The sequence below is a fragment of the Luteibacter sp. SVR4-7G genome, from assembly GCF_056755555.1.
Genome location: NZ_JBPGXO010000053.1, coordinates 1 through 24,910, shown reverse-complemented (window position 1 = coordinate 24,910; position 24,910 = coordinate 1). Strand labels below are relative to the sequence as shown.

Sequence of the window (24,910 nt, the reverse complement as noted above, 5' to 3'; positions counted from 1 at the left end):
TCGCGGTGTTCCAGGGCTATACCACCCCGCCCACCAGCGAAGGCGTCGCCTATGCGACGACGCGCACGGTGGTGGCTTCGTCCATCGCCATCCTGGCGTTGGACTTCGTCCTCACCTCGTTCCTGATCTGAGGCGCCGGAGACCCGCCATGACCCCTTCCCCCATCGCCTACCTGAGGATCGTGCCGTGACCCAGAGACGTTCCTATGCCGTCGGCACCGGCCTGTTCATCGTGCTCGGCTTCGCCGCCCTCGCCTACCTCGCCACCCAGACCACCTCGGTGGCCAACACCCGCGGCGGCGACACCTACACCGTCGCAACCCGTTTCGCCAACGTGGGCCAGCTCAAGGTCCGCGCACCGGTGAAGATCGCCGGCGTGCGCGTGGGTTCGGTCCAGGCCATCGACCTGGTGCCGGGCAAGGAGGAGGCGAAAGTCACCCTCGCCATCGACGACCACCACAAGGACATTCCCGAGGACTCGGTCGCCACCATCTACACCAGCGGCCTGCTCGGCGATCAGTACGTCGGCATCCAGTTCGGCCAGTCGAAGAGCGCGGTGAAAGAAGGCGGCGAGATCGGCCTGACCCGTCCGGCCCAGCAGCTGGAGGAGATGCTCGGCAAGTTCTTCGGTGGCGGCAGCGCCCCCGACCGGCTTGGCGGCACGTTCCATGTCACCGGCAGCTTCACCAATATCGGAGGCCTGCAGCCCGGCGCGGCCGTGAAGATGGCCGGCGTGCCCATCGGCAGCGTCGAGTCCGTGGTGGTCAAGCCCGGCGCGGTGGAAGCCACGGTGACCCTTGCGATCGACAAGCGTTACTCCCAGATACCGGACGACTCGTCGGCAGCGGTATTCACTAGCGGTTTGATCGGTAGCCAGTATGTTGCGATCCAGCCCGGCGGCTCGCCGGAATACCTGGCGGACGGCGACAGCTTCGTGCTGACGCAATCCGCGCTCCAGCTGGAAGACCTGATCGGCAAGTTCCTGGTGAACGGTTCGCCGAGCGAGAACAAGCCCGGCGGCACCCAAAGTGCCGCCCCATCCGATAACGCCGGCAAGAAATAACGCCGGACCAGGAGACACCGCATGTTGCGTCAGCTTTCCCTCGCCATCGCCCTCGCCGTGACCGCGGCGACGGCCATGCCCGTACTCGCGCAGGACGCGTCCGCTCCGGCAGCCGCAGCCAACGTCCAGACTCCGCAGCAGATCGTCACCACGATCTCCGACGACCTGGCCAAGGCCATCGAAGGCCATCAGGCCGAGCTGAAGAGCGACAAGGAAAAACTCATCGCCGTCATCGACGACGTGTTCCTGCCGCACTTCGATATCGACTACGCGTCCATCCTCGTGCTCGGCACGAACGCGAACGGAGCCTCGCCGCAGCAGCGTGAGCGCTTCGCCAAGGCCTTCTACAACTCCATCACCCATCGCTACGCGGAAGGCCTGCTCAACTACACGCGCGGCCGCGTGAAGGTGCTGCCGTTCAATGGCGACCTCAACAACAAGCGCACGGTGGTGCGCACCCAGGTCATGCTCGACGACGGCAAGTCGGTGTCGGTCGACTACGCGTTCCGCAAGTCGAAGAGCGGCGACTGGAAGGCTTACGACGTGATCATCGAGGGCATCTCGTACATCACGAACTACCGCAACCAGGTCGATGCCGAGATCAAGAAGGAAGGCCTCGACAAGCTCACCGCCGACCTCGAGCAGAAGGGCTCGGCCGCCATCGACGAGATGAAGCAGCAGACGGCCGGCGGGAAGCAGTGAGCCAGCCGGCGTTCCAGCTGGACCATCCGGCGCCGGAGACCCTCGCGGTCTCCGGCGCTCTCACGTTCGCCACCGCGTCGGCGGTCCTGAATGCCGCTCGTGCCGAACTGGACCGGGGCGCGCAGGTCTCCCTCGACCTCGCCGGCGTCGGCCAGGCCGACAGTGCGGGATTGGCCACGGTGCTGGCTCTGCTGGCGCATGTCCGCGGCAAGCGCAGGGCGATCTCGGTCATCAATGCCCCCGCCGGCCTCCAGGCCCTGGCCCGCGTCTCCGGCGTCGAATCCCTCTTGTAGGAGCGCGCGCCGCGCGCGACAGCTTTTCGCGCCAGTTCCCGAGCTGGCGCGCCAGCTCCGGGTCACGGCCTCAAAACATGTCGCGCGCAAGGCGCGCTCCTACACGTCGTGCCGCCGTCGGCAAAAGGGCCCTTGCGGGCCCTTTCGTCATTCCGGCTGTTCGCCGTTCTTGTGTTCCCAGGTGTGCTGCTCTTCGAGGAGCTTGTCCGGGTCGAAATCCTTGCTGTCGTTCAGGCCCTGCATCTGCTCGATCGCTTCCGGCGGCGGGTTGCCGTAGTAATTCTTGTAGAGCCGCTGCTGGCGGTAGGCGTCGCGCATGAACACGTACGGGTCGTAGGCCGAGGCGAGGAAGCTTTCCGCGTCGATGCCACGCGAGCGCAGGGTCACGAGGTAGAGCACCTGCGGCACGTACTGCTGGCCGTACTTGAAGTCGTGGTTACGCGAGTAATAGCTGATCGGGTCGAAGAAGTAGCTGTCGACCGGCAGGCGCCAGACGTCGCGGACCGTGGTCGGGCCGACGAAGGGCAGCATGAGGAAGTCGCCCTCGGGCACGCCCCAGCGGGCGAGGGTCACGCCGAAGTCGTTCTCCTCCAGCGGCAGGCCGAGCAGGCTCGCCGGGTCCTTGAAGCCCAGGAAGCCGATGGTCAGGTTGACCACGAAGCGGCTGGTGGACTGCAGGGCCTGCTTCGGGCGGGCCTGGAGCAGGTCGTTGGCCACCGTGATGGGCAGGCGGATATTCGTGTAGAAGTCGCTGATGGCCGTACGGACCGGCGGGTTGGTGACCTTCCGGTAGCCGACCGCGACCGGGCGGATCACCGCCTTGTCGAGCTGGTCGTTGAAGGCGTAGACCTTGCGGTTGAACTTCTCGTTCGGGTCGTCGGTGCGCGGGGGCGCCACATGGCAGGCCGCCAGGAGCGCGACAACGAGGACGCCAAACGCGGTGCGGACCATCCGGGGCAGGTTTCTGGGGTGCATCGATGCGGCTTTGGGGGTGGGTCGGTTCTTTATTGTACCGTGCGGTATTATTATTTGCACCACTGCCATCCGTCTTGGCTGAACCGGGCATCATACCCCCCGCCCGATTGCCAGCCAACGGGCCGGGCCGGTACACTGCTCAACCAGAAGTGTCTTTGATGTCAAGGATTTGAAATGGCCCGTATTACCGTCGAAGACTGCCTCGAGGTAGTCGACAACCGCTTTGAGCTGGTGCTCATGGCGACCAAGCGCGCCCGCCAGTTGTCCAAGGGTGCGGAACCGACCCTCGATCCGAGCAACGACAAGCCGACCGTGCTTGCCCTGCGCGAGATCGCCGATCGCCGCGTCAATGACGAGATGATCGACGAGATCGACCGCGCAGCCCGCGAGCGTGCCGAGCGTGAAGCCCTCGAGTGGGCCGCCACGGAAGTGGACGACGACCTCTCGAAGGGCGGAGATGACTGATGACGCCGGGTCGCTGTCGGCCCTGCATTCATCCGCATCCTGCGCAGGTTGACGCGCGGCCCCGGAAGCCGCGCACGGGAGGCTCCGTCGCCTGAGGCGGGAGGTGCTCCCGATGAACGTCATTCCTGCGAAAAAACTGACCGACGTGGTCGACGACCGACCGGTGCCGCCGTACGTGCAGGCGCTGGAGGAGCGCGTCGGCGCCTATCTGCCGCACGAGCAGGTGATGCGCATCCGTCGCGCCTACCTGGTCGGCGCGGCCGCGCACGAAGGTCAGACCCGTAAGTCCGGCGAGCCGTACATCACGCATCCCGTGGCGGTCGCCCACGTGCTCGCCGATCTCGGCCTCGATGCCGAGACCATCATCGCGGCCATCCTGCACGACACGCTCGAAGACACCCAGCTGGGCCGTGACGAGCTCGCGGGCGCCTTTGGCGAAACCGTGGCCGAGCTGGTCGATGGCGTCACCAAGCTGGACAAGATGCGCTTCTCCAGCCGTGCCGAGGCCGATGCGGAAAGCTTCCGCAAGATGCTGCTGGCGATGGCACGCGACCTGCGCGTCATTCTCATCAAGCTATCCGACCGCCTGCACAACATGCGCACCCTCGGCGCGAAGGACGCCGCGTCGCGCCGGCGCATCGCGCGCGAGACGCTGGAGATCTACGCGCCGATCGCGCAGCGCCTCGGCATGAACAAGTTCAAGGCCGAGCTGCAGGATCTCGGCTTCAAGGCGCTTTATCCGGATCGCCACCGCATCATCGGCGAGCGCATCCGTGCCGCCCTCGGCAATCGCCGCGAGGCCATGGCCAAGATCGAGATGGCCCTCGAGGGCCGCCTCGCCGCGGAAAAGATCCCCGGCCGCGCGGTCAGCCGCATCAAGTCGGCGTGGAGCATCTATTCGAAGATGCGCAACGAGCACAAATCGTTCGCGCAGCTGATGGACGTCTACGGTTTCCGCGTCATCACCGATTCGGCGATGCACTGCTACATGGCGCTGGGTGCCGTGCACGGCCTTTACAAGCCGGTCGACGGGCGCTTCAAGGATTTCATCGCCATTCCCAAGGGCAATGGCTACCAGTCGCTGCATACCGTGCTGCTCGGCCCGTTCGGCGCGCCCATCGAAATCCAGATCCGCACCGCGGAAATGGAATCGGTGGCGGAGCGCGGCGTGGCGGCGCACTGGGCGTACAAGAGCGATTCCGGTCCGGCGAACAGCGCGCAGGCGCGCGCACGAGAATGGCTCTCGGCGCTTGCCGACAGCCAGGCGAACACGCCTTCGGCGGCCGAGTTCCTCGAAAACGTCAAGATCGACCTGTTCCCGGACGAGGTCTACCTGTTCACGCCGCGCGGCGAGATCTTCTCGCTGCCGCGCAACGCCACGGCGCTGGACTTCGCGTATGCGGTGCATACCGATGTCGGCGACCATGCCGTCGCGGCGCGCGTCGACAAGAAACTCGTGCCGCTGCGCACGCGCCTCGTCTCCGGCCAGCAGGTGGAAATCATCACCGCGCCGTCCGCCGTGCCCAATCCCGCGTGGCTCGAGGCCGTGGTCACCGGCAAGGCGCGCACGGCGATCCGCCAGTACCTGAAACACCTGCAGCACGAGGATGCCGTGGACTTCGGTCACCGCATGCTTGACCGCGCGCTGGACGCGCGCGGCCTCAGCCTCGACGCGGTGCCGGCGGCGACGCTGGACCGCTTCCTCGAGGAATCCAAGCTGAAGCGGCTCGAGGAATTGCTGTCGGAGATCGCGCTGGGCAACCGCTTCGCCGATCAGGTCGCCACGCAGCTGGTCAATTTCCTGGGCCCGAACGAAGAGCGGGCGCCGGCTGCCACCGAGCATTCCGCTGAGAAGATCCGCATCAGCGGTGCCGAGCGCGGGGTGCTCAGCTTCGGCAACTGCTGTCATCCATTGCCGGGAGACGAGATCGTCGGTTTCCTCTCGTCGGGCAAGGGTATCGTGGTGCACCGCGTGGAATGTCCCAACGTGGCCGAGTTCCGCAAGACGCCGGAACGCATCGTGGCCATCGAGTGGGACCGCGACGTCACCGGCGACTACCGGGCCGAACTGCGCATCGAAGTGCTGAACCGCCCGGGCGTGCTCGCGACCGTTGCGGCGGCCATCGCCGACGCGGGCTCCAATATCGAGAACGTGGAATACATCGAGCGCGACAGCACGGCCGCCACGCTCCTCTTCGCCATCGAGGTGAAGGATCGCAAGCACCTGGCCGACGTGATGCGCCGCGTCCGCCGCACCGGCGTAGTCAGCGGCGTCTACCGCCACCCGTTGTAGGAGCGCGCATCGCGCGCGACATGTTTTGAGGCTGTGACCCGGAGCTGGCGCGCCAACTTCCCAGACCGGCGCGAAAAGCTGTCGCGCGCAAGGCGCGCTCCTACACCCGGCGCCGTATCCTCGATAGACTCTCCGGATAACCCGTCGAGGAATGCTCCATGACCCGCAGCACCATCGCCACCGAGAAGGCACCGTCGGCCATCGGCCCATATTCGCAGGCCGTGCGTGCCGGGAACACGGTGTACTTCTCCGGCCAGATCCCGCTCGATCCCGCCACCGGCAACCTCGTCGAGGGCGACATCACGGTGCAGACCCGCCGCGTGTTCGACAACCTCGTGGCCGTCGCGGAGGCAGCGGGCGGCACGCTCGCCGACATCGTGCGCGTGGGCATCTACGTGACCGACCTCGGCAACTTCGCCGCGGTGAATGCCGTCATGGCGGAGTACTTCCAGCAGCCATATCCGGCGCGCTCGACCATCGAAGTGTCCGGGCTGCCGAAGGGCGCCCAGGTCGAGGTCGACGCCATCCTCGTCCTGCCCTGAACTTCCAGCGCTTCCCGTGGCCGCTAGCCGCACGCCGATTCCCGCCGCCGCACCGGCGGATCCGGGCCGCGCGCCGCTGACGACGCTCGGCGGCGTGGGTCCCGCGCTGGCCGAAACACTCGGCCGGCTGGGCCTGCGCACGGTGCAGGACCTCTGGTTCCACCTGCCGCTCCGCTACGAGGACCGCACCCGCGTGCTGCCCATCGCCGCGCTTCGTCCGGGCGACCGCGCGCAGGTGGAGGGCATCGTCGATTTCGTCGAGCACGGCTTCCGCTTCCGGCCGCAGCTGAAGGTGATCATCGGCGACGCGTCGGGCGGCGCCCTGCTGCTTCGCTTCTTCCACTTCCGCAAGGCGCAGGTGGACCAGCTGCCGAAGGGCGCGCGGCTGCTCTGCTTCGGCGAAGTACGCCAGGGTCCGCAAGGGCTCGAGATGGTGCATCCGCAGTACCAGCGGATCGAGCTCGACGAACCTGTGGCAGTGGACGAGCGCCTCACCCCGGTCTACCCGACCACGGAAGGACTGGGCGCGCGCCGGCTGGCAGGGGTGGTTTCCCGTGCGCTGGCGCATCTGCCTGCCGACGACCGGCTCGAACTGATTCCCGAGGGTGTGCACCTTCCTTCCGGCCTCACCTCGTTGCGCGATGCGCTGCTCTACGTGCATCGCCCACCGGCGGAAGTAGACCTGCGCCAGCTCGGCGAAGGTACGCATCCGGCGCAGAAGCGCCTCGCCTTCGAAGAACTGCTCACCCAGCACCTCACGCTGAGGCGGATGCGCGCGGCGGTGAAGAAGCGCAAGGCACCGGCCCTGAAGAGCGCGGGCGCCTTGCGCGAGCGCCTGCTCGAAGGGCTGCCGTTCGCGCTCACCGGCGCGCAGGCCCGCGTGTCGAACGAGGTGGCGCGCGACCTCGCACGGGCGCATCCCATGCTGCGCCTCGTGCAGGGCGACGTCGGCAGCGGCAAGACCGTGGTCGCCGCGCTCGCCGTCGTGGCCGCAGTGGAAAGCGGTTACCAGGTCGCGCTCATGGCGCCGACGGAGCTGCTCGCCGAGCAACACCTGCGCAATTTCCGCGCCTGGCTCGAGCCGCTCGGCCTGACCGTGGAATGGCTGTCCGGCAAGGTGCAGGGCAGGGCGCGCAAGAACGCCCTCGGCCATGCGGCGGACGGCAGCGCGCACGTCGTCGTCGGCACGCATGCGTTGATGCAGGAAGGCGTGGCGTTCTCTCGCCTCGGCCTGGTCATCGTCGACGAACAGCATCGCTTCGGCGTGCACCAGCGGCTGGCGTTGCGCGACAAGGGCGCCGAGGGCGACCTCATTCCGCACCAGCTCGTGCTTACCGCCACGCCGATCCCGCGCACGCTGGCCATGAGCGCCTACGCCGACCTGGACGTCTCCTCGATCGACGAACTGCCGCCGGGGCGCACGCCGGTACAGACGGTCGCCATCTCGAACGAACGCCGCTACGACGTCATGGAGCGCATCCACGCTGCATGCATGCAGGGGCGCCAGGTGTACTGGGTATGCACGCTCATCGAGGAATCCGAGCAGCTCGACGCGCAGGCCGCCGAGGTGGCCCACGCGGAACTCAGCACGGCGCTGCCGGATCTTGCCGTCGGGCTGATCCATGGGCGCATGAAGCCGAAGGAGAAGCAGGCAATCATGGACGCGTTCAAGGCCGGCGAACTCGCCGTGCTGGTCGCCACCACCGTGATCGAGGTGGGCGTGGACGTGCCCAACGCCAGCCTCATGGTGATCGAGAACAGTGAGCGCCTCGGCCTCGCGCAGCTGCACCAGTTGCGCGGCCGCGTCGGGCGCGGTTCCGTCGCGTCGAACTGCGTGCTGCTCTATCAGACACCGCTGTCGCGGCTGGCGAAGGAACGCCTGCAGGTGATGCGCGAGACGAACGACGGTTTCCGCATCGCGGAAAAGGACCTCGAACTGCGTGGTCCGGGCGAAGTCCTCGGCACGCGGCAGACCGGCCAGCTACAGTTCCGCATCGCCGACCTCGCGCGCGACGCGCACCTCATGCCCGACGTACAACGCGTGGCCGAGGCCATGATGAAGAACCACCCCGACCGCTGCGAACGCCTCATCGCCCGCTGGGTAGGCGACGCCGCCCGCTACGTCGACGCCTGATGTAGGAGCGCGCCTTGCGCGCGACATGTTTTGAGGCCGTGAGCAACAGGCCCTGCTGCTCTTCGCAAAAGACTGTCGCGCGCAAGGCGCGCTCCTACAGGTCAGGCCGGCCCTGAATCCATTCGATTCATAGACCCCAGTCAGCCCAGCCCCAGGTGCTTCCGCACCTCCGCGGCAATCGCCGCGGTTTCCCGTAGCGGCGCCTGGGCGGCCGCGGTAGCCGCATCGATATCGTGCAGCAGGCCCGCCACGCGCAGTTCGGCATGGAACCGCGCCAGCTTCGCCGGCAACGGCGCCGAGGTAAACGTATGCACGGGCCGCCCCGTCGCGCACGCTTCGGAAAGCATGTTCACCGAATCGGGCGTGACCACGAGCCGGTCGGCCCAGCCGAGGATGCCGGGATAGGGATTCGGGCCATCCGTGCTACCTGTCCACACCACGCCCGGCATGCCGGCGAATGCCTGGCGGATGCGCGGGAGGATGGCCGCGGGCGTGCGCCGCGAGGCGGCGATCAGCACCGAACCACCATCCTTCGCATGCCGCGCACGCACGGCATCCAGGAAAGCCTCGCTCGCCCTCGCATCGAACGGCGTCCCGCGTCGCGCGCCGCCGATCAGCACGCCGAGCCGCGGTGCGGGCAGGGCGGCGAAGGGTGCAAACGCTTCCCGGCCGTCGGCGAGCCAGGCATCGTCGATGGGATTGAGCGAGCCCAGTGGATTGAGCACGTTGTCGCCGCGCAGCCCATCGTGCTTCGGGGCCACGACGAGGTCCCAGTGCGACGGGTCGATCCGCGGGTCGAGGATCTGCACCGTCAGGCAGGCGCCCGCGGACCAGCGGCGGATCTGCCGGGTGGCCCAGGCGGCCTCGCGGCCGCAGCCGATCGCGAGCCTGGGCCAGGGCGGAAGGAGATTTTCCTCATCGCGGCCGAGTGCCAGCCGGCCTCCGGGGAACGCCCGCGGCGCGAACCACGACCAGGGTGGGCGCAGGCCGATCACGATCTCGCGGATCGACGGCGTGAGGGCCTCGGCCAGGGCCAGCGCCTGCCGGCGGTTGCCCGGAGCGCCATCGGTCAGCACCCAGCAGGACTCCCGCGGCAAGTTGCCGGCCGGCTCGATTGTTGTCGATTTCGGCACAGTTCGTTCCCTGGCTGCCGATCCACGAACCGCGTCGTGGCGCTTACACTGTGTGGATGCCGGGGTCCCGGCGCATTGTCACTGTACAAGGATACCCATGAGTTCCCCGTTGACCGATGCCGCGCTCGACCAGATTTTCCGCACCGCCCGCACCTATAACTGGTGGCTGCCGAAGGAAGTGACCGACGAGCAGATCCGGCAGATCTACGATCTGGCGAAATTCGGCCCGACCTCGGCGAATTCCTCGCCGATGCGCCTGGTCTTCGTGAAGTCGAAGGATGCGAAGGAGCGTCTCGAGCCCTATCTTTCGGAAGGCAACCGCGAGAAGACCATGGCGGCTCCCGTCACGGCCATCGTGGCGACGGACTTCGCGTTCTACGAAAAGCTGCCGAAGCTGTTCACGCATGCCGACGCGCGCAGCTGGTTCGTGGGCAACGAGGCCATGATCCAGTCGACCGCCATGCGCAACGGTTCCCTCCAGGGCGCTTACCTGATCATCGCCGCCCGCGCCCTGGGCCTCGACTGCGGCCCGATGTCGGGTTTCGACCAGGCGGGCGTGGACGCCGAGTTCTTCGCGGGTACCCAGATAAAGTCCAACTTCCTCGTCAACATCGGCTACGGCGACCCGGGCAAGAACCTGTTCGAACGCCAGCCGCGCCTCGATTTCGACGAAGCCGCACACATCGCCTGACCATTTCTTCCGCGGTGACCGCACGGTCCCGCTCCGTTCGCCGCAACCACTCACTGCAGGAGATACACCATGCGCGCCCTTCGTTACCTCATCCTCGCCGGCCTCGTTGCCACCGCCGGCACCGCCGTCGCCGCCCCGGTCACGTACAAGCTCGATCCGGGCCATACGATGGTCCTGTTCAGCTGGAACCACTTTGGTTACTCGAACCCCACGGCCAACCTCGGCCAGGTCGACGGCACCCTCGTCTACGACGAGAAGGACCCGTCCAAGGCCACCGTCGAGGCCACCCTGCCGCTGGCCGGTCTGGACACTTTCGTGCCGAAGCTCGACGAGCACCTGAAGTCGGCCGACTTCCTCGACGCCGCCAAGTACCCGAACGTGACCTTCAAGAGCACCAAGGTGACCCCGGCCGGCAAGGGCAAGCTGAAGGTGGTGGGCGATCTCACCGTGCACGGCGTGACCAAGCCGGTGACGCTCGATGTGACCCTGAACAAGATCGGCCCGCACCCGATGATGAAGGTGCAGACGGTGGGCTTCGATGCCACCACCACGATCAAGCGCTCTGATTTCGGCGTGGGCGCCTACGTGCCGAACGTCTCGGACGACATCAAGATCCGCATCACCACCGAAGCCCACGACGCCTCGGCTGAAAAGAAGTAAGAAGCGACGGCCGGCTTCCCGGCCTTCCGCCCTTCCAGACCCGCGCCGGCGACGGCGCGGGTTTTCTTTTTTGCTACCATCGCCGTTCCCTAGGGTCAGAGTGTCCCTTCCACCGCATCGCCCGGAGTTTCCCCCATGCGCCCCAATCCCGCGGCAGCCCCGCTGATCCCGGCGAACGCCGAAAACCGCTACGAAGTCACGCGGGCCGACCTGCCGCTGTCCTGTCCCATGCCCGGCATGTTTCTGTGGAATTCGCATCCGAAGGTCTACCTGCCCATCGAGGACGATGGCGGCACATCGAAGTGTTCGTATTGCGGGGCGGTTTACGTCCTGAAAGACTGATCGGCCTCGCGGGGCATGCTTCCTGCAAGGCTCCCGTACCCTCCTCCAGCCGGACCGACCCATGGCCACCGTCTCCGCCAGCCGGACGATGACCGTCGTACAACTGATCCCCGCCCTGAATTCGGGCGGCGCCGAGCGTTCGACGCTCGAAATCGCGCGTGCGCTGGTCGAGGCCGGGCACCGTTCGATCGTCGTGTCCGCCGGCGGGCGGATGGTCGCGCAACTGGAGGCCGAGGGCAGCCGCCACATCGCCCTGCCGGTCGGCAGGAAGTCCTTCCGCACCCTGTTCACGGTGGGCAAGCTGCGCAGCCTCCTGCGTGAGCTCCAGCCGGACATCGTGCATGCCCGGTCGCGCCTCCCCGCGTGGATCGGCTGGTGGGCCATGCGCGGCGTGAAGCCCCGCCCGCACTTCGTCACGACGGTGCATGGCCTGAATACGCCGGGCCGTTACAGCGCCATCCTCATGCGCGGCGAACGGGTGATCGTGGTCTCGCAGACCCTGCGCGACTATGTGCTGCGGCATTACCCGAATGACGTCGACACCGCGCGCATCTCGGTAATCCCGCGCGGCATCGACACCGACGCCTTTCCTTACGGTTACCGCCCCGACGACACCTGGCAGCGCGCGTTCTTCGAGCAGTACCCGCAGTTGGCCGGCGCGCCCTTGCTCACCTTGCCGGGCCGGGGCACGCGCCTGAAAGGCCACGCGGACGCCATCGAGCTGATCGCCGACCTCGCCCAGCGCGACATCGATGCGCGCCTCATGCTGCTTGGCGCGGACGAACCGGGCCGCGAGTCGTACATCGCGGAGCTGCGGGCGCTGGTCCACCAGCGCGGCCTGGACGACAAGGTGGTGATCTCGCCGCAGCGCTCGGACGTCCGCGACGTCTACGCCATGTCGGCGCTGGTGCTGCAACTGTCACGGCGCCCCGAATCCTTCGGCCGCACCGTGGTCGAAGCGCTGGCGCTGTGCCGCCCCGTGATGGGCTACGCCCACGGCGGCGTGGGCGAACTGCTGGCCGAGCTCTACCCGGCCGGACGCGTGCCGCTGGGCGATCGCGAGAAGCTGGTCGAGCGCGCCGCGGAACTGCTCCGCTTCGCCCCGCCCATTCCGCCGCCGCGCAGCTACCGGCTCGCCGACATGCAGTCCGCCACGTTGGCGCTGTACGCCGAGGTGGTGCAAGGCGTGCCCCCGGCGTGAGCGGCCGCGGCCCCGTCGCGGCGATCCGGGCGGGGTTCGCCTCGCCCCTGTTTCCCGTCTGGCTGGTACCCGCACTTCTGCCCTTCGGGCGCAGTGCCGAACTCGGCGTCTTCCTGGCCCTGGTGGGCTGCGTCCTGTTGCTGCTGCGCGAACCCCACGCCCTCCGCCACCACCCCGGGGCGAAGCTGTTCCTCTGGCTGTTCGCCGCCTATGCGGGGGCAGCGCTCGTCTCCGCCGTCGATGCGGTCGCCCCCGGCAAGAGCTGGGGTACGGTGGCCGGCATCCTCCGTTTCGCGCCTCTGGGCGTGTACACCTGCTTCGCCATGCGCAGGCCGGGCAAGGTCCGCGCGCTTTACTTCGCCACCGCCGCGGTCATTGCCGTATGGGTGGCCGACGCCTGGGTCCAGGCGCTGACCGGGTACGGCCTTGCCGGGGCCTCCGATCCCGAACGGCTCTCCGGCATCTTCGGCGCCACCAACCTGAAACTGGGGCCGGCGCTGTCCGCACTGGCGCCGTTCCTGTTGTGGGGCGCGCGCGAACGCTGGGGCCGGCGTGGGCTGGTCATCGCCTTCCTGCTGGCCCTGGGGCCGGTGCTGTTATCGGGCTCGCGCGCTTCCTGGCTTTGCTACGCGCTGGTGGCGATCGCCTTCCTCTGGCGCGAAGCCGCTTCACCGCGGCGGTTCGCGCTCGCCTGCGCGGCGGCGGCGATGACCGTCGCCGTCGCGGCCGTGCTCGCCTGGCAGGTGTCGCCGCGCTTCCGGGACCGCGTGGCGCATACCATGCCGGCGCTATCCGGCACCTCGGCCGGTGTGGATACCGCCCTGACGGGGCGCCTCGACATCTGGACCACCGCACTGCGCCTCTACAGAGCGCACCCGGTGAATGGCGTGGGTGTGCGTGGCTTCCGCGTGGCCTATCCCTCGGTGGCGTCGCCGGGCGACCACTTCCTCACGCTGGAGAAATGCGGGGAGGGCGAGGGCGCCTGCCATGCGCACCAGGTGTTGCTCGAGGTCGCGACGGAGACGGGAACCATCGGCTTGCTGGCCTGGCTTGCGGCCGTCGTCTTCGCGATCCGCACGTGGTGGAGGGCGGGGCCTGTCGCACGCGGCCGCGCGTTCCCCGCCACCGTGGCCCTGGTGGCGATCCTCTTTCCGCTGAACACCCATATGGCCTTCTATTCGGCCTGGTGGGGCTTGCTGGCGGCGTGGCTGCTTTCGGTATGGACCGCGGCACTGTTCGCGGACCTGCCGGACGAGGCGGAGCCGCGCCGTGGCGCGTGAACCGCTCTCGGTCGTCGTCACCAGCTTCGACAACGCCGGCACGATCGGTACCTGCGTCGGCTCGGTAGCTTTCGCGGACGAGGTCGTGGTGCTCGACTCGGGCTCCACCGATGCGACCCGCGACATCGCCGCCCGGCTCGGCGCCCGCGTGGAAGTGCAGCCGTTTGCCGGATACAGCGCGCAGAAGCAGGCTGCGATCGACCTCGCCAGCCACCGCTGGGTGCTGCTGCTGGATTCGGACGAAGCGTTGACGCCTTCGGCGGCTGCGTCCATCCGCGCCGCGCTCGATGCGCCGGATGCCGCGGGTTACGTACTGCTACGGCGCGAATGGGTATTCTGGCGCTGGCAGCCGGACCGCGCGCGGCTGAACCACTACGTACGGCTGTTCGACCGCACGCGCGCCCGCATGAGCGGGCACGAGGTGCACGAGAGCGTCGTCGTGGACGGGCCGGTACGCCGCCTCGATGCGATCATCGACCATTACGGCGAGCGCGACATCGAAGGCCGCGTCGACAAGGCCAACCGGTATTCCTCGCTGCAGGTGCGCGACCGTCATGCGCGGGTGCCGAAGTTCCTTCGCCTGCGGATGGTCTTCTATCCGGCTGTCGCGTTCGCGCGCTACTACTTCTGGCGCGGTCATTGGCGCGGCGGATGGGCGGGCTTCGTCGCCGCCCGCGTGCATGCGTTCTATGCCTTCCTGAAGTACGCCAAGCTCTACGAACTTCGTCACTCAGGCAGCGAGGGCCATCGCCGGCCGCTCGACGCCGAACGCGGCGGCGACTAGCTCGCAGGCCTCGCTGCGCAGCGCTTCGCGTCGGCGGAATTCCGCGCGTCGCTTGCTCTCGACTTCCGATGCGCAACGCACGGGCTCGCGCGGCGGAAGCTCGTAGAAACCGTCATCGCCCAGGACGCCGCCGGCTTCGATCCAGAAGGCGTCGTAGTCCGCCTTGACCTTGTCGGGGATGCCGGCGAATACATGAGCGGCATTGCCGATGCCGGCGACACGCTCGATATCGAGCGCTTCGGCCAGCGCGCGGATCATCGAGAGAAGGAGGTTCTTCGGCCGCAGGCCATGGCACTGGCGCGTGAGATCGCGCACCACCTCGCGCCCGGCATCCCTGGCGGCGCCTTGCAGGCATCCGATGACCATGCTGCGGCCGCCGTCGACGATGGTGATGGTGGCGCAGGATATCTGCATGCCATTCGCGTCGAGGAGCAGAAGACCGATTTCGCCTTCGCGACTGCGCCGGAAAGGAGCCTTCAGGATGAGCGAGAGATCGTCACCGTCACGCAGGCGCAGCTTGCCGATAAGCACCTGGCGTTCGCGGTAGAGCATGTGGAACAGCGATCGCGGGAAACGCGCGAGTGCGAAGTCGTAATGGTCGCGCAGCGCCTGCAACCGCTGTTGCCTGCTCCAGGTCAGGTTGATGTAGCGATGCTGATAGCGTTCCGGCAGCACGCGATCGATCGACGCGATACCGGCCATCGGCGCCGACTCCAGAAAGGCGAGCCATGCATCGTGCTCGCGCCAGTGCGCGATACAGCGGCCGATATAGGTAAGCGCGCCACTGAGACCACGCACACGTGTGCTGTGCGAGACGACACGTCCGCTCAATGAGCGCGCAAAGCGCAGGATGGATGGCATAGGAAGGTCCGTTTCGTGACGACGACGCACGTTCTACGCGCGCCCATTTTCCGGAAGCTTTCAGCATGCCAGTCTCCAGCATGCGGTTCTGTCAGCGTTTGGTTTGGGGAAAGGTCAGGGAAAGCTGTAGGACGCTTCCACCCTTGCAACCAGGTCGGTCGTTATCGTGATTCAGTAGACCTTCGGCTCGCCCGGCGGCCGGGTCTTGAAGCGCTTATGCACCCAAAGGTATTGCTCGGGCGCCTCGCGGACCATCTGTTCGATCTGCGCGTTGACGCGTGCCGTGTCGAACGCCGCGTCCTTGCTGGGGAAGTCTTCCATCGGCGCGCCCAGGCGCATGGCATAGCCCGCATCGCCGGGAAGGCGGCGGTGGTAGAACGGAATGACCAGGGCGCCGGAAAGGCGGGCCAGGTGATGGGTGGCCGTGATCGTTGCCGCCTGGACGCCAAAGAACGGGACGAAGACGTTGTCCTTGCTGCGCATGTCCTGGTCCGGCGCGTACCACAGCGTTCCACCGGATTTGAGGTACTTCACGGTGCCGCGGATATCGTCCTTTTCGAACATCGCATCCGCGTAATGCAGGCGCGAGCGCAGCACGGCGAATTCGAACACCTCGGAATCCATCCGCCGGTACATGCCCGCGATGCGGATCCGCTGCGATACCAGGCGGGCGCACAGCTCCAGGTGCGAGAAGTGCCCGCCCACCAGGAGGACGCCACGTCCGGCCTTGCGCGCGGCCTCGAGGTGCTCCAGCCCGTCGACCGTGACGGGCACGCGGGCGATGGCCCGGTCCGAGCCCATCCACCCGAGCGCGAACTCGGCCAGCATCATTCCCACGTCGCACAGGTTGGCGCGCACCAGGGCCTTCTGTGCCGCCGCGTCCAGCTCGGGGAAGCACAGGGCGATGTTCGTCGCCGCCACGCGGCGCCGTTCCGGGTTGAGGTGCAGGGCCAGGCGGCCGGCCAGGCGGCCCAGGCGCATGAGCACGCGAAAGGGCAGGTGGGCGATGAGCCAGATGAAGGCGGCACCCAGCCACGCCGGCAAATGGCGGGGAGCGAGCAGGGCACGGGTGAGTTGGGGACGAGGCATACCGGGCATGTCCCGCCATTGTAACGAATGGGGGCGGCTATACTGCCCGGCTACCGGCAAGACCAGGGATCCGCGTGCTGCTGCGCCTGCTCTACAACCTCGCCATGTACCTGTTCACGCCGCTGGTGATGCTCCGGCTGATGGCGCGCGGCATGCGTTACGGCGACTACCACGTGCGCTGGCGCGAGCGCTTCGGCCGCTTCCGCGAGCCGCGCCTGGCCGGCTGCCTGTGGGTACACGCGGTATCCGTGGGCGAGGTCAACGCGGCCGAGCCCCTGGTGAAGGCGCTGATGGAGGCCTACCCGCAGGCGCCGATGCTGGTGACGACGGTCACTCCGACCGGCTCCGAGCGCGTGCGCCAGCTCTTCGGCGACAGCGTGCATAGCGTCTACCTGCCGTACGACCTCCCGTTCGCCGTCAAGCGCTTCCTGCGCAATACGCGGCCGCGGCTGGCGGTGATCGTCGAAACCGAGATCTGGCCGAACCTGTACTTCGCCTGCCGCCGCCACGGCATTCCGCTTCTCATCGCCAACGCGCGCCTGTCCGAGCGCTCCCTGCGCGGCTATGCACGCATGAGTTCGCTGGTGAAGCGCGCGCTGCGCTGCGTGAGCCATATCGCCGCACAGTCGCGCACCGACGCGGCGCGTTACCGCCTGCTCGGCGCCGAGCCGAGCCAGCTCACCGTCTGCGGCAACCTCAAGTTCGACATGCCCGTGCCCCAGGCGGCGCTCGAAGCCGGTACCACGATGCGCGAGGCCTGGGGCAAGGGCCGTCCCGTGTGGATCGCCGCCAGCACGCACGAAGGCGAGGAGATGTGCGTCCTCGAGGCCCACCTGGACGTGATGCGCCGCCTGCCCGACGCCCTGCTGCTCATCGCGCCCCGCCATCCCGAGCGCTTCAAGGCGGTGGAGGCCTCCGTGCGCAGCCTGGGCTTCAATGTCGCCACGCGCAGCGCCGACGGCGCTCCCGGGCATGCCACGCAATGCTTCGTGATCGATTCGATGGGCGAGCTGCTGCGTTTCTTCGCTTCCGCCGACGTGGCCTTCGTCGGCGGCAGCCTCGTGCCGATCGGCGGCCACAACGTGCTGGAGCCGGCGGCGCTGGGCAAGCCCGTGCTTGTCGGTCCGCATACCTTCAACTTCGAGGAAATCACCCAGGCCCTGATCGACGAGGGCGGCGGCCAGCGGGTGAAGAACGAGGGCGAGCTCGGCGAACAGGTGCTGTCGCTGCTGCGCGACAGGGAGCGCCGCGAGGCGATGGGCGCCCGGGCCCGGCATGTGTTCGACAGCGAGCGTGGCTCGGTCGGCAAGGTGATGAAGCTCGTGGATACCTTGCTGCAGGAATGAAGAAGGGCCCTTGCGGGCCCTTTCGTTACCGGCGCGGCGCGGCGCGTTACTGCAGCAGCGCGTTGACTGCCTCGAGGTCCTTCACGTCCACCGTGCCCGCCGATTGCTTGAGCAGCAGCTTGTCGAGGATGAACTGGTGGCGGGCCTGCGAGTAATCGCTCAGCGCCTGGGTGAGGTTCTGCTGCGCGATCAGCACGTCGACGATGGTGCGCGTGCCGACTTCGAAACCGGCCTGCGTCGCGTCGCGCGCGCTCTCGGACGACTCGACGGCGGCCTTGGTCGCCTCCACCTTGCTGATGCCCGCCACTACCGAACGGTAGAAGTTCAGCGTGTCGCGGACGACCTGGCGGCGGGTGGACTCCAGCGAGTCCTGCGCGGCGTCGCGCTGGTAGATCGACTGGCGGACGCGCGACTGCGTGGCGCCGCCGGAGAAGATCGGCACGTTGAGCGTGAGGCCCACCGTGGTCGATCCGCGGCCGTTGCCCGTGGCGCGGTTGATCGCGTCCGTCGCGCCGCTGCCGCCATTCTGGTACCACGAGGTGTTCTTGCCATAGCTGGCGGTCGCGTCGATCGTGGGCAGGTGGCCCGCACGCGCGGACGAGATGCTGTGCTCCGCCGATTCCACGTTGTACTGCGAGGCGATGATCTGCGGGTTGCTCTTCACCGCTTCGGCCACCCAGGCTTTCGGGTCGTTCGGCGAGGGCGCATCCATCGGCAGCTCTTCGCGCAGCTTCTTCAGGTTGTCGGCCGGCTTGCCGGTGATCTGGGTGAGCGCCTCTCGCGAGTCGGCGAGCGTGTTCTCGGCCGTGATCACCGCGGCGACGGCCGTATCGTGCTGCGCCTTGGCGTCCTGCACGTCGGTGATCGCGGAGAGGCCCACGTCGAAGCGCTGCTGGGCCTGTTCGAGCTGGCGGGCGAGCGCCTGCTCGTTGGCCTTGGCGAAGGTGAGCGCGTCGTCGTTGGTCAGCACCTGGAAGTACGCCGTGGCCACCCGGGTGGCCAGCTGCTGCAGGGCCGCCTCATAGGTGGCGTCCTGCGCCTGCGACGAGGACTTCGCGGCCTTCAGGTCGGCATAGCGGCTGAGGTCGAGCACGCTCTGGTTCACGGTCGCGCCGACGTTGCGGGTGCGGCTGTGGCCGAGGTCCGTGCCCGTTGTCGTATCGCGGTCGGGGCCGTTCGGGTCGGTCTGGTTGAGGCTGAGCTGGGCGTTGATCTGCGGCAGCAGCAGCGCACGCGCCTGCGTCACGCCCTCGTCCGTGGCGAGGCGGGTGGAGTCGGCCTGCGACAGCACCGGGTCATTGGCCCGGGCCTGGCGGTAGGCGTCAAGCAGGTCTTCCGCATGGCTCGCGAAAGGCATCGCAGCCAATGCCAGCGCGACGGTGAGCAGCTTCAAGCGCATGGTTTCGCCTTGTAAAGTGAGGGATAGCGGGGGGTCAGAGCACGAACCGCTTCACCGGCGCGGCATGCGCCAGGTAGGGAAGGTCCGTTTCGAACAGCGATTCCTCGCGGTAGCGCCCCTCGCCCTCATGGGTGAGCAGGACGGCCGTCTGCGCGGGCGAATCGCCGCGTACCACGAACATGCGTCCGCCGGGCTTCAGCCAGCGCACGAACTTCTCGGGAACGGCGTGCACGGCGCCCGTGACCACGATGGCATCGAAAACGCCCGCGGGCGTGTAGCCGTTGACCGCCTCGGCGGTTTCGAGCGAGACGTTCGCCACGCCCGCCGCGGCCAGGCGGCCGCGCGCGGCCTCGACGAAGTCGGCATGCATGTCGATGCTGGTGACCTTGCCGGCGAGGCGGGCGAGGCAGGCCGTGAGGTAGCCCGAGCCCGTACCGATCTCCAGGACCTCGTCCAGCTTGTTCAGCGCGATGGCCTGGAGCACGCGTCCTTCGATCACCGGCTTCATCATCACCTCGCCGTGGCCCAGGGGCAGGGTGAGGTCGGCGAATGCCACATTGCGATGCGCGGGAGCGACGAAGTCCTCCCGGCGCACGCTCTTCAGGGTCTCGAGGACGTCGGCGTCGAGGACTTCCCAGGGACGCACCTGGTTCTCGACCATGTTTTGCCGGGCCTGCTCGAAATTCATCGCCATGGTTGGTATTCCGTACGAAAGCTGCAAAAAGAATCGGAAGGATAAGCGCTTAGCGCCCGCTACCCAATAGCTAAAGGCTGCGGTGCCGGTGCTCCGGGGCGAAGTGCCGGAAGTCACCGGACTGGACTGACGGAAGTCATGCCCCTCGCCGGACGGCCTCAGGTACCTGAACGACCCGGGTGGCAGGGCCCCGATCCCATAGGGTAACCACCGCTGCATCCCCATCTACCATTCTAAGGTAGCCGGGGCGGTCAGGACCCTGCTGGCAGAACCCTGCTGGAAATAACTGAACCGCCGCGTATAATAAAGTCATAATCTCTGTTTGTGAAGGTGCAGCCATGAACGCCAGCCCGAAACTCAAGACCCAGGGACCCGGGCGTCCGAAGGACATGGAAAAGCGTGCGGCCATCCTCGATGCCGCCAAGGCGCTCTTCACCCAGGGCGGCTTCGCCGGCACCAGCATGGACGCCGTCGCGGCCTCCGCGGGAGTATCCAAGCTCACGGTGTACAGCCACTTCGGTGACAAGGACAACCTCTTCCGCGAGGTCATCCGCGCGCACGTACAGGAGCGCCTGCCGGACGACCTGTTCGACTTCAGCCAGGGCGCCGACATCCGCGCCACGCTCACCAACATCGCCAGCCGTCATGCGGCGATGGAAACGAACACGGAATCAGTGGGCACTTTCCGCGCGATCCTCTCCGACTGCCACAACGGCGGCAATCCGCGCTTCGGACGCCTCGTATGGGAAGAGGGCCCGGTGCGCATGCACAAGCTGATGCAGCGCCTGCTCGAAGGCGCCGCCGCGCGCGGCCAGCTCGACATCCCCGACGTCTCGCGCGCCACCACGCAGTTCCTCGCCCTGCTCAAGGGCGACCTGCTGATCCGCCGCCTGTTCGGTTGCGAGGACTGCGCCGTGCAGTTCGCCGAAGAGGTGAAGGCCAACGCCCTGGCCGCAGTCGACATGTTCATGCGCGCGTATTCGCCGCGCAACGTCAGCGTCTGACCCTTCCCGCCCGCTTCGTGCTTTAATCCCTCGCGAAGCGGGGGTGCCCATGCGACACGCGGGCTGAGAGAGTCCCTTCGAACCTGATCCGGTCCGTACCGGCGTAGGAAGCTTCGTCCACGATCGGCGTGCGGCCCCGCGCGTCGTGTCCCGCGACGGCGCCGTCCGCTTCTCCCTTCCCCTGAGGAACGAGAAGCCGATGAATGCCATGCCGTCCGACCTTGCCCGCGCTGCGTGCGAGCTGTCCCAGTCCGTTACCGCCCCCATCTCCGGCTCGCGCAAGGTCCATGTGACCGGCAGCCGCCCCGACCTGCGCGTGCCGATGCGCGAGATCGCGCAGTCCGCCACGCCCACGCTGTTCGGCGGCGAGGCGAACCCGCCTGTCGTGGTTTACGACACATCCGGCCCGTATACCGATCCCGCGCATGCCGTGGATCTGACCGCCGGCCTGCCCGCGCTGCGTGCGACGTGGATCGCCGAGCGCGGGGACGTCGAGCGCCTGGACGGCCTCTCGTCGAGCTTCGGCCGCGGCAGGGCGACCGATGCGCGCCTGGATGCCATCCGCTTCGCCGGTACCCGTCTTCCACTGCGTGCCCGCGCCGGCGCGAACGTCACCCAGATGCACTACGCGCGCCGCGGCATCGTCACTCCGGAGATGGAGTTCATCGCCATCCGCGAGAACCAGCGCCTGGATGCGCTGGCCGACGCGGCACTCCTGGCCCAGCATCCCGGCGAAGCCTTCGGCGCAGCGCTTCCCCGGCGCATCACTCCGGAATTCGTGCGCGAGGAAGTCGCACGCGGCCGGGCCATCATTCCCGCCAACATCAACCACCCGGAGGTGGAGCCGATGATCATCGGCCGCAACTTCCTCACCAAGGTCAACGCCAACATCGGTAACAGCGCGGTGAGCTCCGGCATCGCGGAAGAAGTGGAAAAACTGGTGTGGGCGATCCGCTGGGGCGCGGACACCGTGATGGACCTCTCCACCGGAAAGCACATACATGAAACGCGCGAGTGGATCGTGCGCAATTCACCGGTGCCGATCGGTACGGTGCCGATTTACCAGGCGCTGGAAAAGGTCGGCGGCGTGGCCGAGGAACTCACCTGGGAGATCTTCCGCGACACGCTGATCGAGCAGGCCGAGCAGGGCATCGACTACTTCACCATCCATGCGGGCGTGCTGCTGCGCTTCGTGCCGCTCACCGCGAAGCGCGTCACCGGCATCGTGTCGCGCGGCGGTTCGATCATGGCCAAATGGTGCCTCGCCCACCATCGCGAGAACTTCCTCTACACGCACTTCGAAGACATCTGCGAGATCATGAAGGCGTACGACGTGTCCTTCAGCCTCGGCGACGGCCTGCGCCCGGGCTGCGTGGCCGACGCGAACGACGCGGCGCAGTTCGGCGAACTGGACACGCTGGGCGAACTCACCCAGCTGGCATGGAAGCACGACGTGCAATGCATGATCGAAGGGCCCGGACACGTGCCCATGCAGCTCATCAAAGAGAACATGGAGCGCCAGCTGGAGAAGTGCCACGAGGCGCCGTTCTACACGCTGGGCCCCCTCACCACTGACATCGCCCCGGGCTACGACCACATCACGAGTGCCATCGGCGCGGCGATGATCGGCTGGTTCGGCACGGCGATGCTCTGCTACGTGACGCCGAAGGAGCACCTCGGCCTGCCCAATCGCCAGGACGTGCGCGACGGCATCGTCGCGTACAAGATCGCCGCGCACGCCGCCGACCTCGCCAAGGGCCATCCCGGCGCCCAGGTGCGCGACAACGCGCTGTCGAAGGCTCGCTTCGAGTTCCGCTGGGACGACCAGTTCAACCTCGGCCTGGATCCGGACAAGGCGCGCGAGTTCCACGATGAGACCATGCCGAAGGAAGCGCACAAGTCGGCGCACTTCTGCTCCATGTGCGGGCCGAAGTTCTGCTCGATGAAGATCACCCAGGAAGTGCGCGAATACGCCGATGGCATGGAAGGGAAGGCGCAGGAGTTCCGGGAGCAGGGCGGGGAGGTCTACCGCAAGGCCTGATCCCGGCGACTGCCGTTGCTCATGAACATGAGCCAAGGGAAGCGCGCCAGCGCGCTTCCCACGACGGCGGCACCTTCGGCCCATCGAGCGGGGTAAGCTAGGCGCTCACGTTCGCGACGAGAAGGAAGTCCCATGAATGCGACCGCCCCTCCTGCACCGGCCCCGCGCCGGCGCAACCCGCTCGGCCTGGCCATCGCCCTGCCGATCGCCTTCCTGATCCTGCTGGTGCTGCTGCTCATGTGGTGGTGGGACAAGGAGCCGGAGCAGTTCGATCCGGTTGCGGTCACCACGGCGCACATGAAGGACATCGGCCGTCCGCTGAGCACCGGCGCGGTGACCACGTACACGCTGATCCGCTCGGTCGAAACCCTGCTGGGCAAGCGTGGCGGTTATCTCAGCAACGACAAGATGCCGCCGGGCGCGTTCATGGACAACATGCCCAACTGGGAATTCGGCTCGCTGACCGCCTCGCGCGACCTGGCCCGTACCCTGCGCAACGACTTCAGCCGCTCGCAGACACAGTCCACCGAGGACAAGGACCTGGGCGAAGCCGATCCCCTGCTCAACAGCCCCAACGACCGCTGGCTGCTGCCGAGTTCGGAATCGCAGTACGGCAAGGCGGTGGACGACCTGGAAGGCTATCTGTCGCGGCTGTCCGACGCCGCGGACGCCAACGCCCATTTCTATGCACGTGCCGACAATCTTGCCGATTACCTGCAGACGGTGTCCGCACGGCTGGGCTCGCTGTCGCAGCGCCTCTCGGCGAGCGTGGGCCAGCTGAAGGTGGATGCGGGGCCCGACGGCGCCGTCGGGGCCAACGCGGGCACGGCGAAGGCGGTCTATGTGAAGACGCCCTGGTCGAAGATCGACGACAACTTCTACGAGGCCCGCGGCTATACCTGGACCTTGCTGGAACAGCTGAAGGCGATCCGCCACGACTTCGCGCCGATCCTGCGCAGCAAGAACGCCGACGCCAGCCTGCAGCAGGTGATCCGCGAGCTGGAAGAATCGCAGAAGTCGCTCGGCAGCCCCGTGGTGCTGAACGGTGCGCCGTTCGGCTTCTTCGCCAACCACTCGCTGGTGATGGCGAACTACGTGTCGCGCGCGAACGCGGCGATCATCGACCTGCGAGCGCTGCTCGGTCGCGGCTGAACCGTAAAATGTAGGAGCGCGCAACGCGCGCGACAGCTTCTAGCGAGAAGGCAACAGGCCCTGTTGCCCCATGGCGAAAAGCTGTCGCGCGCGCTGCGCGCTCCTACACAGACGATCGAAGGCTTATTTGTCGGCCGCGTAGCGGCCGATGCCGGCCTTGATCTCGGCCTTCGCCTCTTCGGCGCCGACCCAGCCTTCGACCTTCACCCACTTGCCCTTTTCGAGATCCTTGTAGTGCTCGAAGAAGTGGCCAATGCGCTCCAGCCAGTGGCCGGACACCTGCTTGATGTCGCGGATGTGCGCATAACCGGCGAACACCTTCTCGACCGGGACCACGACGAGCTTTTCGTCGGCGCCCGCTTCGTCGGTCATCTTGAGCATGCCGACCGGGTGGCAGCGGATCACCGAACCCGGCACCAGCGAGAGCGGAAGGATGACCAGGGCGTCCAGCGGATCGCCGTCGCCGCCCAGCGTGCCCGGCACGTAGCCGTAGTTGCAGGGGTAGCGCATCGGCGTGGAGAGGATGCGGTCGACGAAGATCGCGCCGCTTTCCTTCTCCACTTCGTACTTGACCGGCTCGGCGTCCTTGGGGATTTCGATGATGACGTTGATTTCGTCCGGCACGTTGCGGCCGGCGGAAACGAGGTGCAGACCCATGGGGTTCCTTGATTTTCTAGGGGATTAGGCGGCCGGATAGGATACGGCTTCCCCATGGGGTGAGGCAAAGCGGGGGGATGGGGATGGGAAGCTGTCTCTTATACACATCT

25 protein-coding genes and 1 riboswitch are annotated in these 24,910 nt (G+C 67.3%); of the genes, 18 read left to right on the top strand and 7 right to left on the bottom strand.

Annotation, left to right across the window (positions count from 1 at the left end; translation table 11 throughout):
• From ACR9ZH_RS16485 to ACR9ZH_RS16470, 4 genes are all read left to right on the top strand, one after another.
• Positions 1–131 (top strand): ABC transporter permease (locus tag ACR9ZH_RS16485; RefSeq protein WP_481291844.1); only part of this gene is annotated, 131 nt, incomplete at its 5' end.
• 55 nt (positions 132–186) lie between these two features.
• Positions 187–1,062: an outer membrane lipid asymmetry maintenance protein MlaD gene (gene mlaD, locus ACR9ZH_RS16480; RefSeq protein ID WP_481291842.1), complete on the top strand. Its 876-nt coding sequence runs from the start codon at positions 187–189 to the stop codon at positions 1,060–1,062.
• A 21-nt stretch (positions 1,063–1,083) separates the two neighbouring features.
• Positions 1,084–1,764 (top strand): MlaC/ttg2D family ABC transporter substrate-binding protein, encoded by a 681-nt coding sequence (locus ACR9ZH_RS16475; protein ID WP_481291841.1) that lies wholly within the window; start codon positions 1,084–1,086, stop codon positions 1,762–1,764.
• A complete protein-coding gene (locus ACR9ZH_RS16470) occupies positions 1,761–2,057 on the top strand; it encodes an STAS domain-containing protein (RefSeq protein WP_481291840.1) in 297 nt (98 codons plus the stop codon). Before ACR9ZH_RS16475 ends, ACR9ZH_RS16470 begins: the two co-directional genes overlap by 4 nt.
• Positions 2,058–2,204: 147 nt before the next feature.
• On the opposite strand, the gene ACR9ZH_RS16465 is transcribed toward ACR9ZH_RS16470, so the two are convergent.
• A complete protein-coding gene (locus tag ACR9ZH_RS16465) occupies positions 2,205–3,032 on the bottom strand; it encodes an MlaA family lipoprotein (protein ID WP_481291839.1) in 828 nt (275 codons plus the stop codon).
• Between the two features lie 174 nt (positions 3,033–3,206).
• Here ACR9ZH_RS16465 and rpoZ point away from each other — a divergent pair, with 174 nt between their 5' ends.
• The 4 genes from rpoZ (at position 3,207) to recG (ending at position 8,466) form a co-directional block, all read left to right on the top strand.
• Positions 3,207–3,497 (top strand): DNA-directed RNA polymerase subunit omega, encoded by a 291-nt coding sequence (gene rpoZ / locus ACR9ZH_RS16460; RefSeq protein ID WP_072323734.1) that lies wholly within the window; start codon positions 3,207–3,209, stop codon positions 3,495–3,497.
• A 112-nt stretch (positions 3,498–3,609) separates the two neighbouring features.
• Positions 3,610–5,790, top strand: a complete 2,181-nt coding sequence (locus ACR9ZH_RS16455) for a RelA/SpoT family protein (protein ID WP_481291838.1) — start codon at positions 3,610–3,612, stop codon at positions 5,788–5,790.
• Between the two features lie 158 nt (positions 5,791–5,948).
• Complete coding sequence (locus tag ACR9ZH_RS16450) at positions 5,949–6,332, top strand: RidA family protein (RefSeq protein ID WP_481291837.1); 384 nt, start codon at positions 5,949–5,951, stop codon at positions 6,330–6,332.
• Positions 6,333–6,348: 16 nt separating this feature from the next.
• Positions 6,349–8,466: an ATP-dependent DNA helicase RecG gene (gene recG / locus ACR9ZH_RS16445; protein ID WP_481291836.1), complete on the top strand. Its 2,118-nt coding sequence runs from the start codon at positions 6,349–6,351 to the stop codon at positions 8,464–8,466.
• 140 nt (positions 8,467–8,606) lie between these two features.
• On the opposite strand, the gene ACR9ZH_RS16440 is transcribed toward recG, so the two are convergent.
• On the bottom strand, positions 8,607–9,599 hold the full coding sequence (locus ACR9ZH_RS16440) for a mitochondrial fission ELM1 family protein (RefSeq protein ID WP_481291835.1): 993 nt from the start codon (positions 9,597–9,599) through the stop codon (positions 8,607–8,609).
• A 97-nt stretch (positions 9,600–9,696) separates the two neighbouring features.
• Here ACR9ZH_RS16440 and ACR9ZH_RS16435 point away from each other — a divergent pair, with 97 nt between their 5' ends.
• The 6 genes from ACR9ZH_RS16435 (at position 9,697) to ACR9ZH_RS16410 (ending at position 14,557) form a co-directional block, all read left to right on the top strand.
• Positions 9,697–10,290 carry a malonic semialdehyde reductase gene (locus tag ACR9ZH_RS16435; RefSeq protein WP_481291834.1) on the top strand — a complete coding sequence of 198 codons (594 nt, stop codon included), beginning with the start codon at positions 9,697–9,699 and terminating at the stop codon, positions 10,288–10,290.
• A 69-nt stretch (positions 10,291–10,359) separates the two neighbouring features.
• Positions 10,360–10,950: a YceI family protein gene (locus ACR9ZH_RS16430; protein ID WP_481291833.1), complete on the top strand. Its 591-nt coding sequence runs from the start codon at positions 10,360–10,362 to the stop codon at positions 10,948–10,950.
• A gap of 135 nt (positions 10,951–11,085) precedes the next feature.
• Positions 11,086–11,292 (top strand): zinc-finger domain-containing protein, encoded by a 207-nt coding sequence (locus tag ACR9ZH_RS16425; protein WP_481291832.1) that lies wholly within the window; start codon positions 11,086–11,088, stop codon positions 11,290–11,292.
• Positions 11,293–11,353: 61 nt separating this feature from the next.
• Positions 11,354–12,493, top strand: a complete 1,140-nt coding sequence (locus ACR9ZH_RS16420; protein WP_481291831.1) for a glycosyltransferase — start codon at positions 11,354–11,356, stop codon at positions 12,491–12,493.
• Complete coding sequence (locus tag ACR9ZH_RS16415; RefSeq protein ID WP_481291830.1) at positions 12,490–13,773, top strand: O-antigen ligase family protein; 1,284 nt, start codon at positions 12,490–12,492, stop codon at positions 13,771–13,773. Before ACR9ZH_RS16420 ends, ACR9ZH_RS16415 begins: the two co-directional genes overlap by 4 nt.
• Positions 13,763–14,557 (top strand): glycosyltransferase family 2 protein, encoded by a 795-nt coding sequence (locus ACR9ZH_RS16410; RefSeq protein WP_481291829.1) that lies wholly within the window; start codon positions 13,763–13,765, stop codon positions 14,555–14,557. The genes ACR9ZH_RS16415 and ACR9ZH_RS16410 overlap by 11 nt, the downstream gene beginning before the upstream one ends.
• Here ACR9ZH_RS16410 and ACR9ZH_RS16405 read toward each other — a convergent pair.
• Both ACR9ZH_RS16405 and lpxL read right to left on the bottom strand, forming a co-directional pair.
• A complete protein-coding gene (locus ACR9ZH_RS16405; protein ID WP_481291828.1) occupies positions 14,504–15,418 on the bottom strand; it encodes a VirK/YbjX family protein in 915 nt (304 codons plus the stop codon). The genes ACR9ZH_RS16410 and ACR9ZH_RS16405 overlap by 54 nt on opposite strands.
• 171 nt (positions 15,419–15,589) lie before the next feature.
• A complete protein-coding gene (lpxL, locus tag ACR9ZH_RS16400) occupies positions 15,590–16,507 on the bottom strand; it encodes an LpxL/LpxP family Kdo(2)-lipid IV(A) lauroyl/palmitoleoyl acyltransferase (RefSeq protein WP_481291827.1) in 918 nt (305 codons plus the stop codon).
• Between the two features lie 80 nt (positions 16,508–16,587).
• Here lpxL and waaA point away from each other — a divergent pair, with 80 nt between their 5' ends.
• A complete protein-coding gene (gene waaA / locus ACR9ZH_RS16395; RefSeq protein WP_481291843.1) occupies positions 16,588–17,853 on the top strand; it encodes a lipid IV(A) 3-deoxy-D-manno-octulosonic acid transferase in 1,266 nt (421 codons plus the stop codon).
• A 46-nt stretch (positions 17,854–17,899) separates the two neighbouring features.
• Here waaA and ACR9ZH_RS16390 read toward each other — a convergent pair whose 3' ends face one another.
• Both ACR9ZH_RS16390 and ACR9ZH_RS16385 read right to left on the bottom strand, forming a co-directional pair.
• Positions 17,900–19,252 carry a TolC family outer membrane protein gene (locus ACR9ZH_RS16390; protein WP_481291826.1) on the bottom strand — a complete coding sequence of 451 codons (1,353 nt, stop codon included), beginning with the start codon at positions 19,250–19,252 and terminating at the stop codon, positions 17,900–17,902.
• A 34-nt stretch (positions 19,253–19,286) separates the two neighbouring features.
• Positions 19,287–19,946 (bottom strand): protein-L-isoaspartate O-methyltransferase family protein, encoded by a 660-nt coding sequence (locus tag ACR9ZH_RS16385; protein WP_481291825.1) that lies wholly within the window; start codon positions 19,944–19,946, stop codon positions 19,287–19,289.
• Positions 19,947–20,284: 338 nt separating this feature from the next.
• Here ACR9ZH_RS16385 and ACR9ZH_RS16380 point away from each other — a divergent pair, with 338 nt between their 5' ends.
• The 3 genes from ACR9ZH_RS16380 to ACR9ZH_RS16370 all read left to right on the top strand — a co-directional run bounded on the left by ACR9ZH_RS16380 (position 20,285) and on the right by ACR9ZH_RS16370 (position 24,143).
• Positions 20,285–20,950, top strand: coding sequence for a TetR/AcrR family transcriptional regulator (locus ACR9ZH_RS16380; RefSeq protein ID WP_166701373.1), 666 nt, complete (start codon positions 20,285–20,287; stop codon positions 20,948–20,950).
• A 29-nt stretch (positions 20,951–20,979) separates the two neighbouring features.
• Positions 20,980–21,077, top strand: a riboswitch (TPP riboswitch).
• A gap of 72 nt (positions 21,078–21,149) precedes the next feature.
• The gene (thiC, locus tag ACR9ZH_RS16375; protein WP_481291824.1) at positions 21,150–22,991 is read left to right on the top strand and encodes a phosphomethylpyrimidine synthase ThiC; all 1,842 of its coding nucleotides are present in this window, start codon (positions 21,150–21,152) and stop codon (positions 22,989–22,991) included.
• A gap of 132 nt (positions 22,992–23,123) precedes the next feature.
• Positions 23,124–24,143, top strand: coding sequence for a DUF2333 family protein (locus ACR9ZH_RS16370; RefSeq protein WP_481291823.1), 1,020 nt, complete (start codon positions 23,124–23,126; stop codon positions 24,141–24,143).
• Positions 24,144–24,266: 123 nt separating this feature from the next.
• Here the strand turns inward: ACR9ZH_RS16370 and ppa are convergent, their stop codons facing one another.
• Complete coding sequence (ppa, locus tag ACR9ZH_RS16365; protein WP_481291822.1) at positions 24,267–24,800, bottom strand: inorganic diphosphatase; 534 nt, start codon at positions 24,798–24,800, stop codon at positions 24,267–24,269.
• Between the last annotated feature and the right edge of the window lie 110 nt (positions 24,801–24,910).

Coding starts and splice junctions, on each gene's coding strand:
- ACR9ZH_RS16465 (WP_481291839.1), bottom strand. CDS start 3,032: ATGCACCCCAGAAACCTGCCCCGGATGGTCCGCACCGCGTTTGGCGTC.
- ppa (WP_481291822.1), bottom strand. CDS start 24,800: ATGGGTCTGCACCTCGTTTCCGCCGGCCGCAACGTGCCGGACGAAATC.
- ACR9ZH_RS16435 (WP_481291834.1), top strand. CDS start 9,697: ATGAGTTCCCCGTTGACCGATGCCGCGCTCGACCAGATTTTCCGCACC.
- ACR9ZH_RS16430 (WP_481291833.1), top strand. CDS start 10,360: ATGCGCGCCCTTCGTTACCTCATCCTCGCCGGCCTCGTTGCCACCGCC.
- ACR9ZH_RS16450 (WP_481291837.1), top strand. CDS start 5,949: ATGACCCGCAGCACCATCGCCACCGAGAAGGCACCGTCGGCCATCGGC.
- ACR9ZH_RS16455 (WP_481291838.1), top strand. CDS start 3,610: ATGAACGTCATTCCTGCGAAAAAACTGACCGACGTGGTCGACGACCGA.
- ACR9ZH_RS16425 (WP_481291832.1), top strand. CDS start 11,086: ATGCGCCCCAATCCCGCGGCAGCCCCGCTGATCCCGGCGAACGCCGAA.
- ACR9ZH_RS16405 (WP_481291828.1), bottom strand. CDS start 15,418: ATGCCATCCATCCTGCGCTTTGCGCGCTCATTGAGCGGACGTGTCGTC.
- ACR9ZH_RS16475 (WP_481291841.1), top strand. CDS start 1,084: ATGTTGCGTCAGCTTTCCCTCGCCATCGCCCTCGCCGTGACCGCGGCG.
- ACR9ZH_RS16390 (WP_481291826.1), bottom strand. CDS start 19,252: ATGCGCTTGAAGCTGCTCACCGTCGCGCTGGCATTGGCTGCGATGCCT.
- thiC (WP_481291824.1), top strand. CDS start 21,150: ATGAATGCCATGCCGTCCGACCTTGCCCGCGCTGCGTGCGAGCTGTCC.
- ACR9ZH_RS16380 (WP_166701373.1), top strand. CDS start 20,285: ATGAACGCCAGCCCGAAACTCAAGACCCAGGGACCCGGGCGTCCGAAG.
- ACR9ZH_RS16385 (WP_481291825.1), bottom strand. CDS start 19,946: ATGGCGATGAATTTCGAGCAGGCCCGGCAAAACATGGTCGAGAACCAG.
- ACR9ZH_RS16370 (WP_481291823.1), top strand. CDS start 23,124: ATGAATGCGACCGCCCCTCCTGCACCGGCCCCGCGCCGGCGCAACCCG.
- ACR9ZH_RS16420 (WP_481291831.1), top strand. CDS start 11,354: ATGGCCACCGTCTCCGCCAGCCGGACGATGACCGTCGTACAACTGATC.
- lpxL (WP_481291827.1), bottom strand. CDS start 16,507: ATGCCTCGTCCCCAACTCACCCGTGCCCTGCTCGCTCCCCGCCATTTG.
- rpoZ (WP_072323734.1), top strand. CDS start 3,207: ATGGCCCGTATTACCGTCGAAGACTGCCTCGAGGTAGTCGACAACCGC.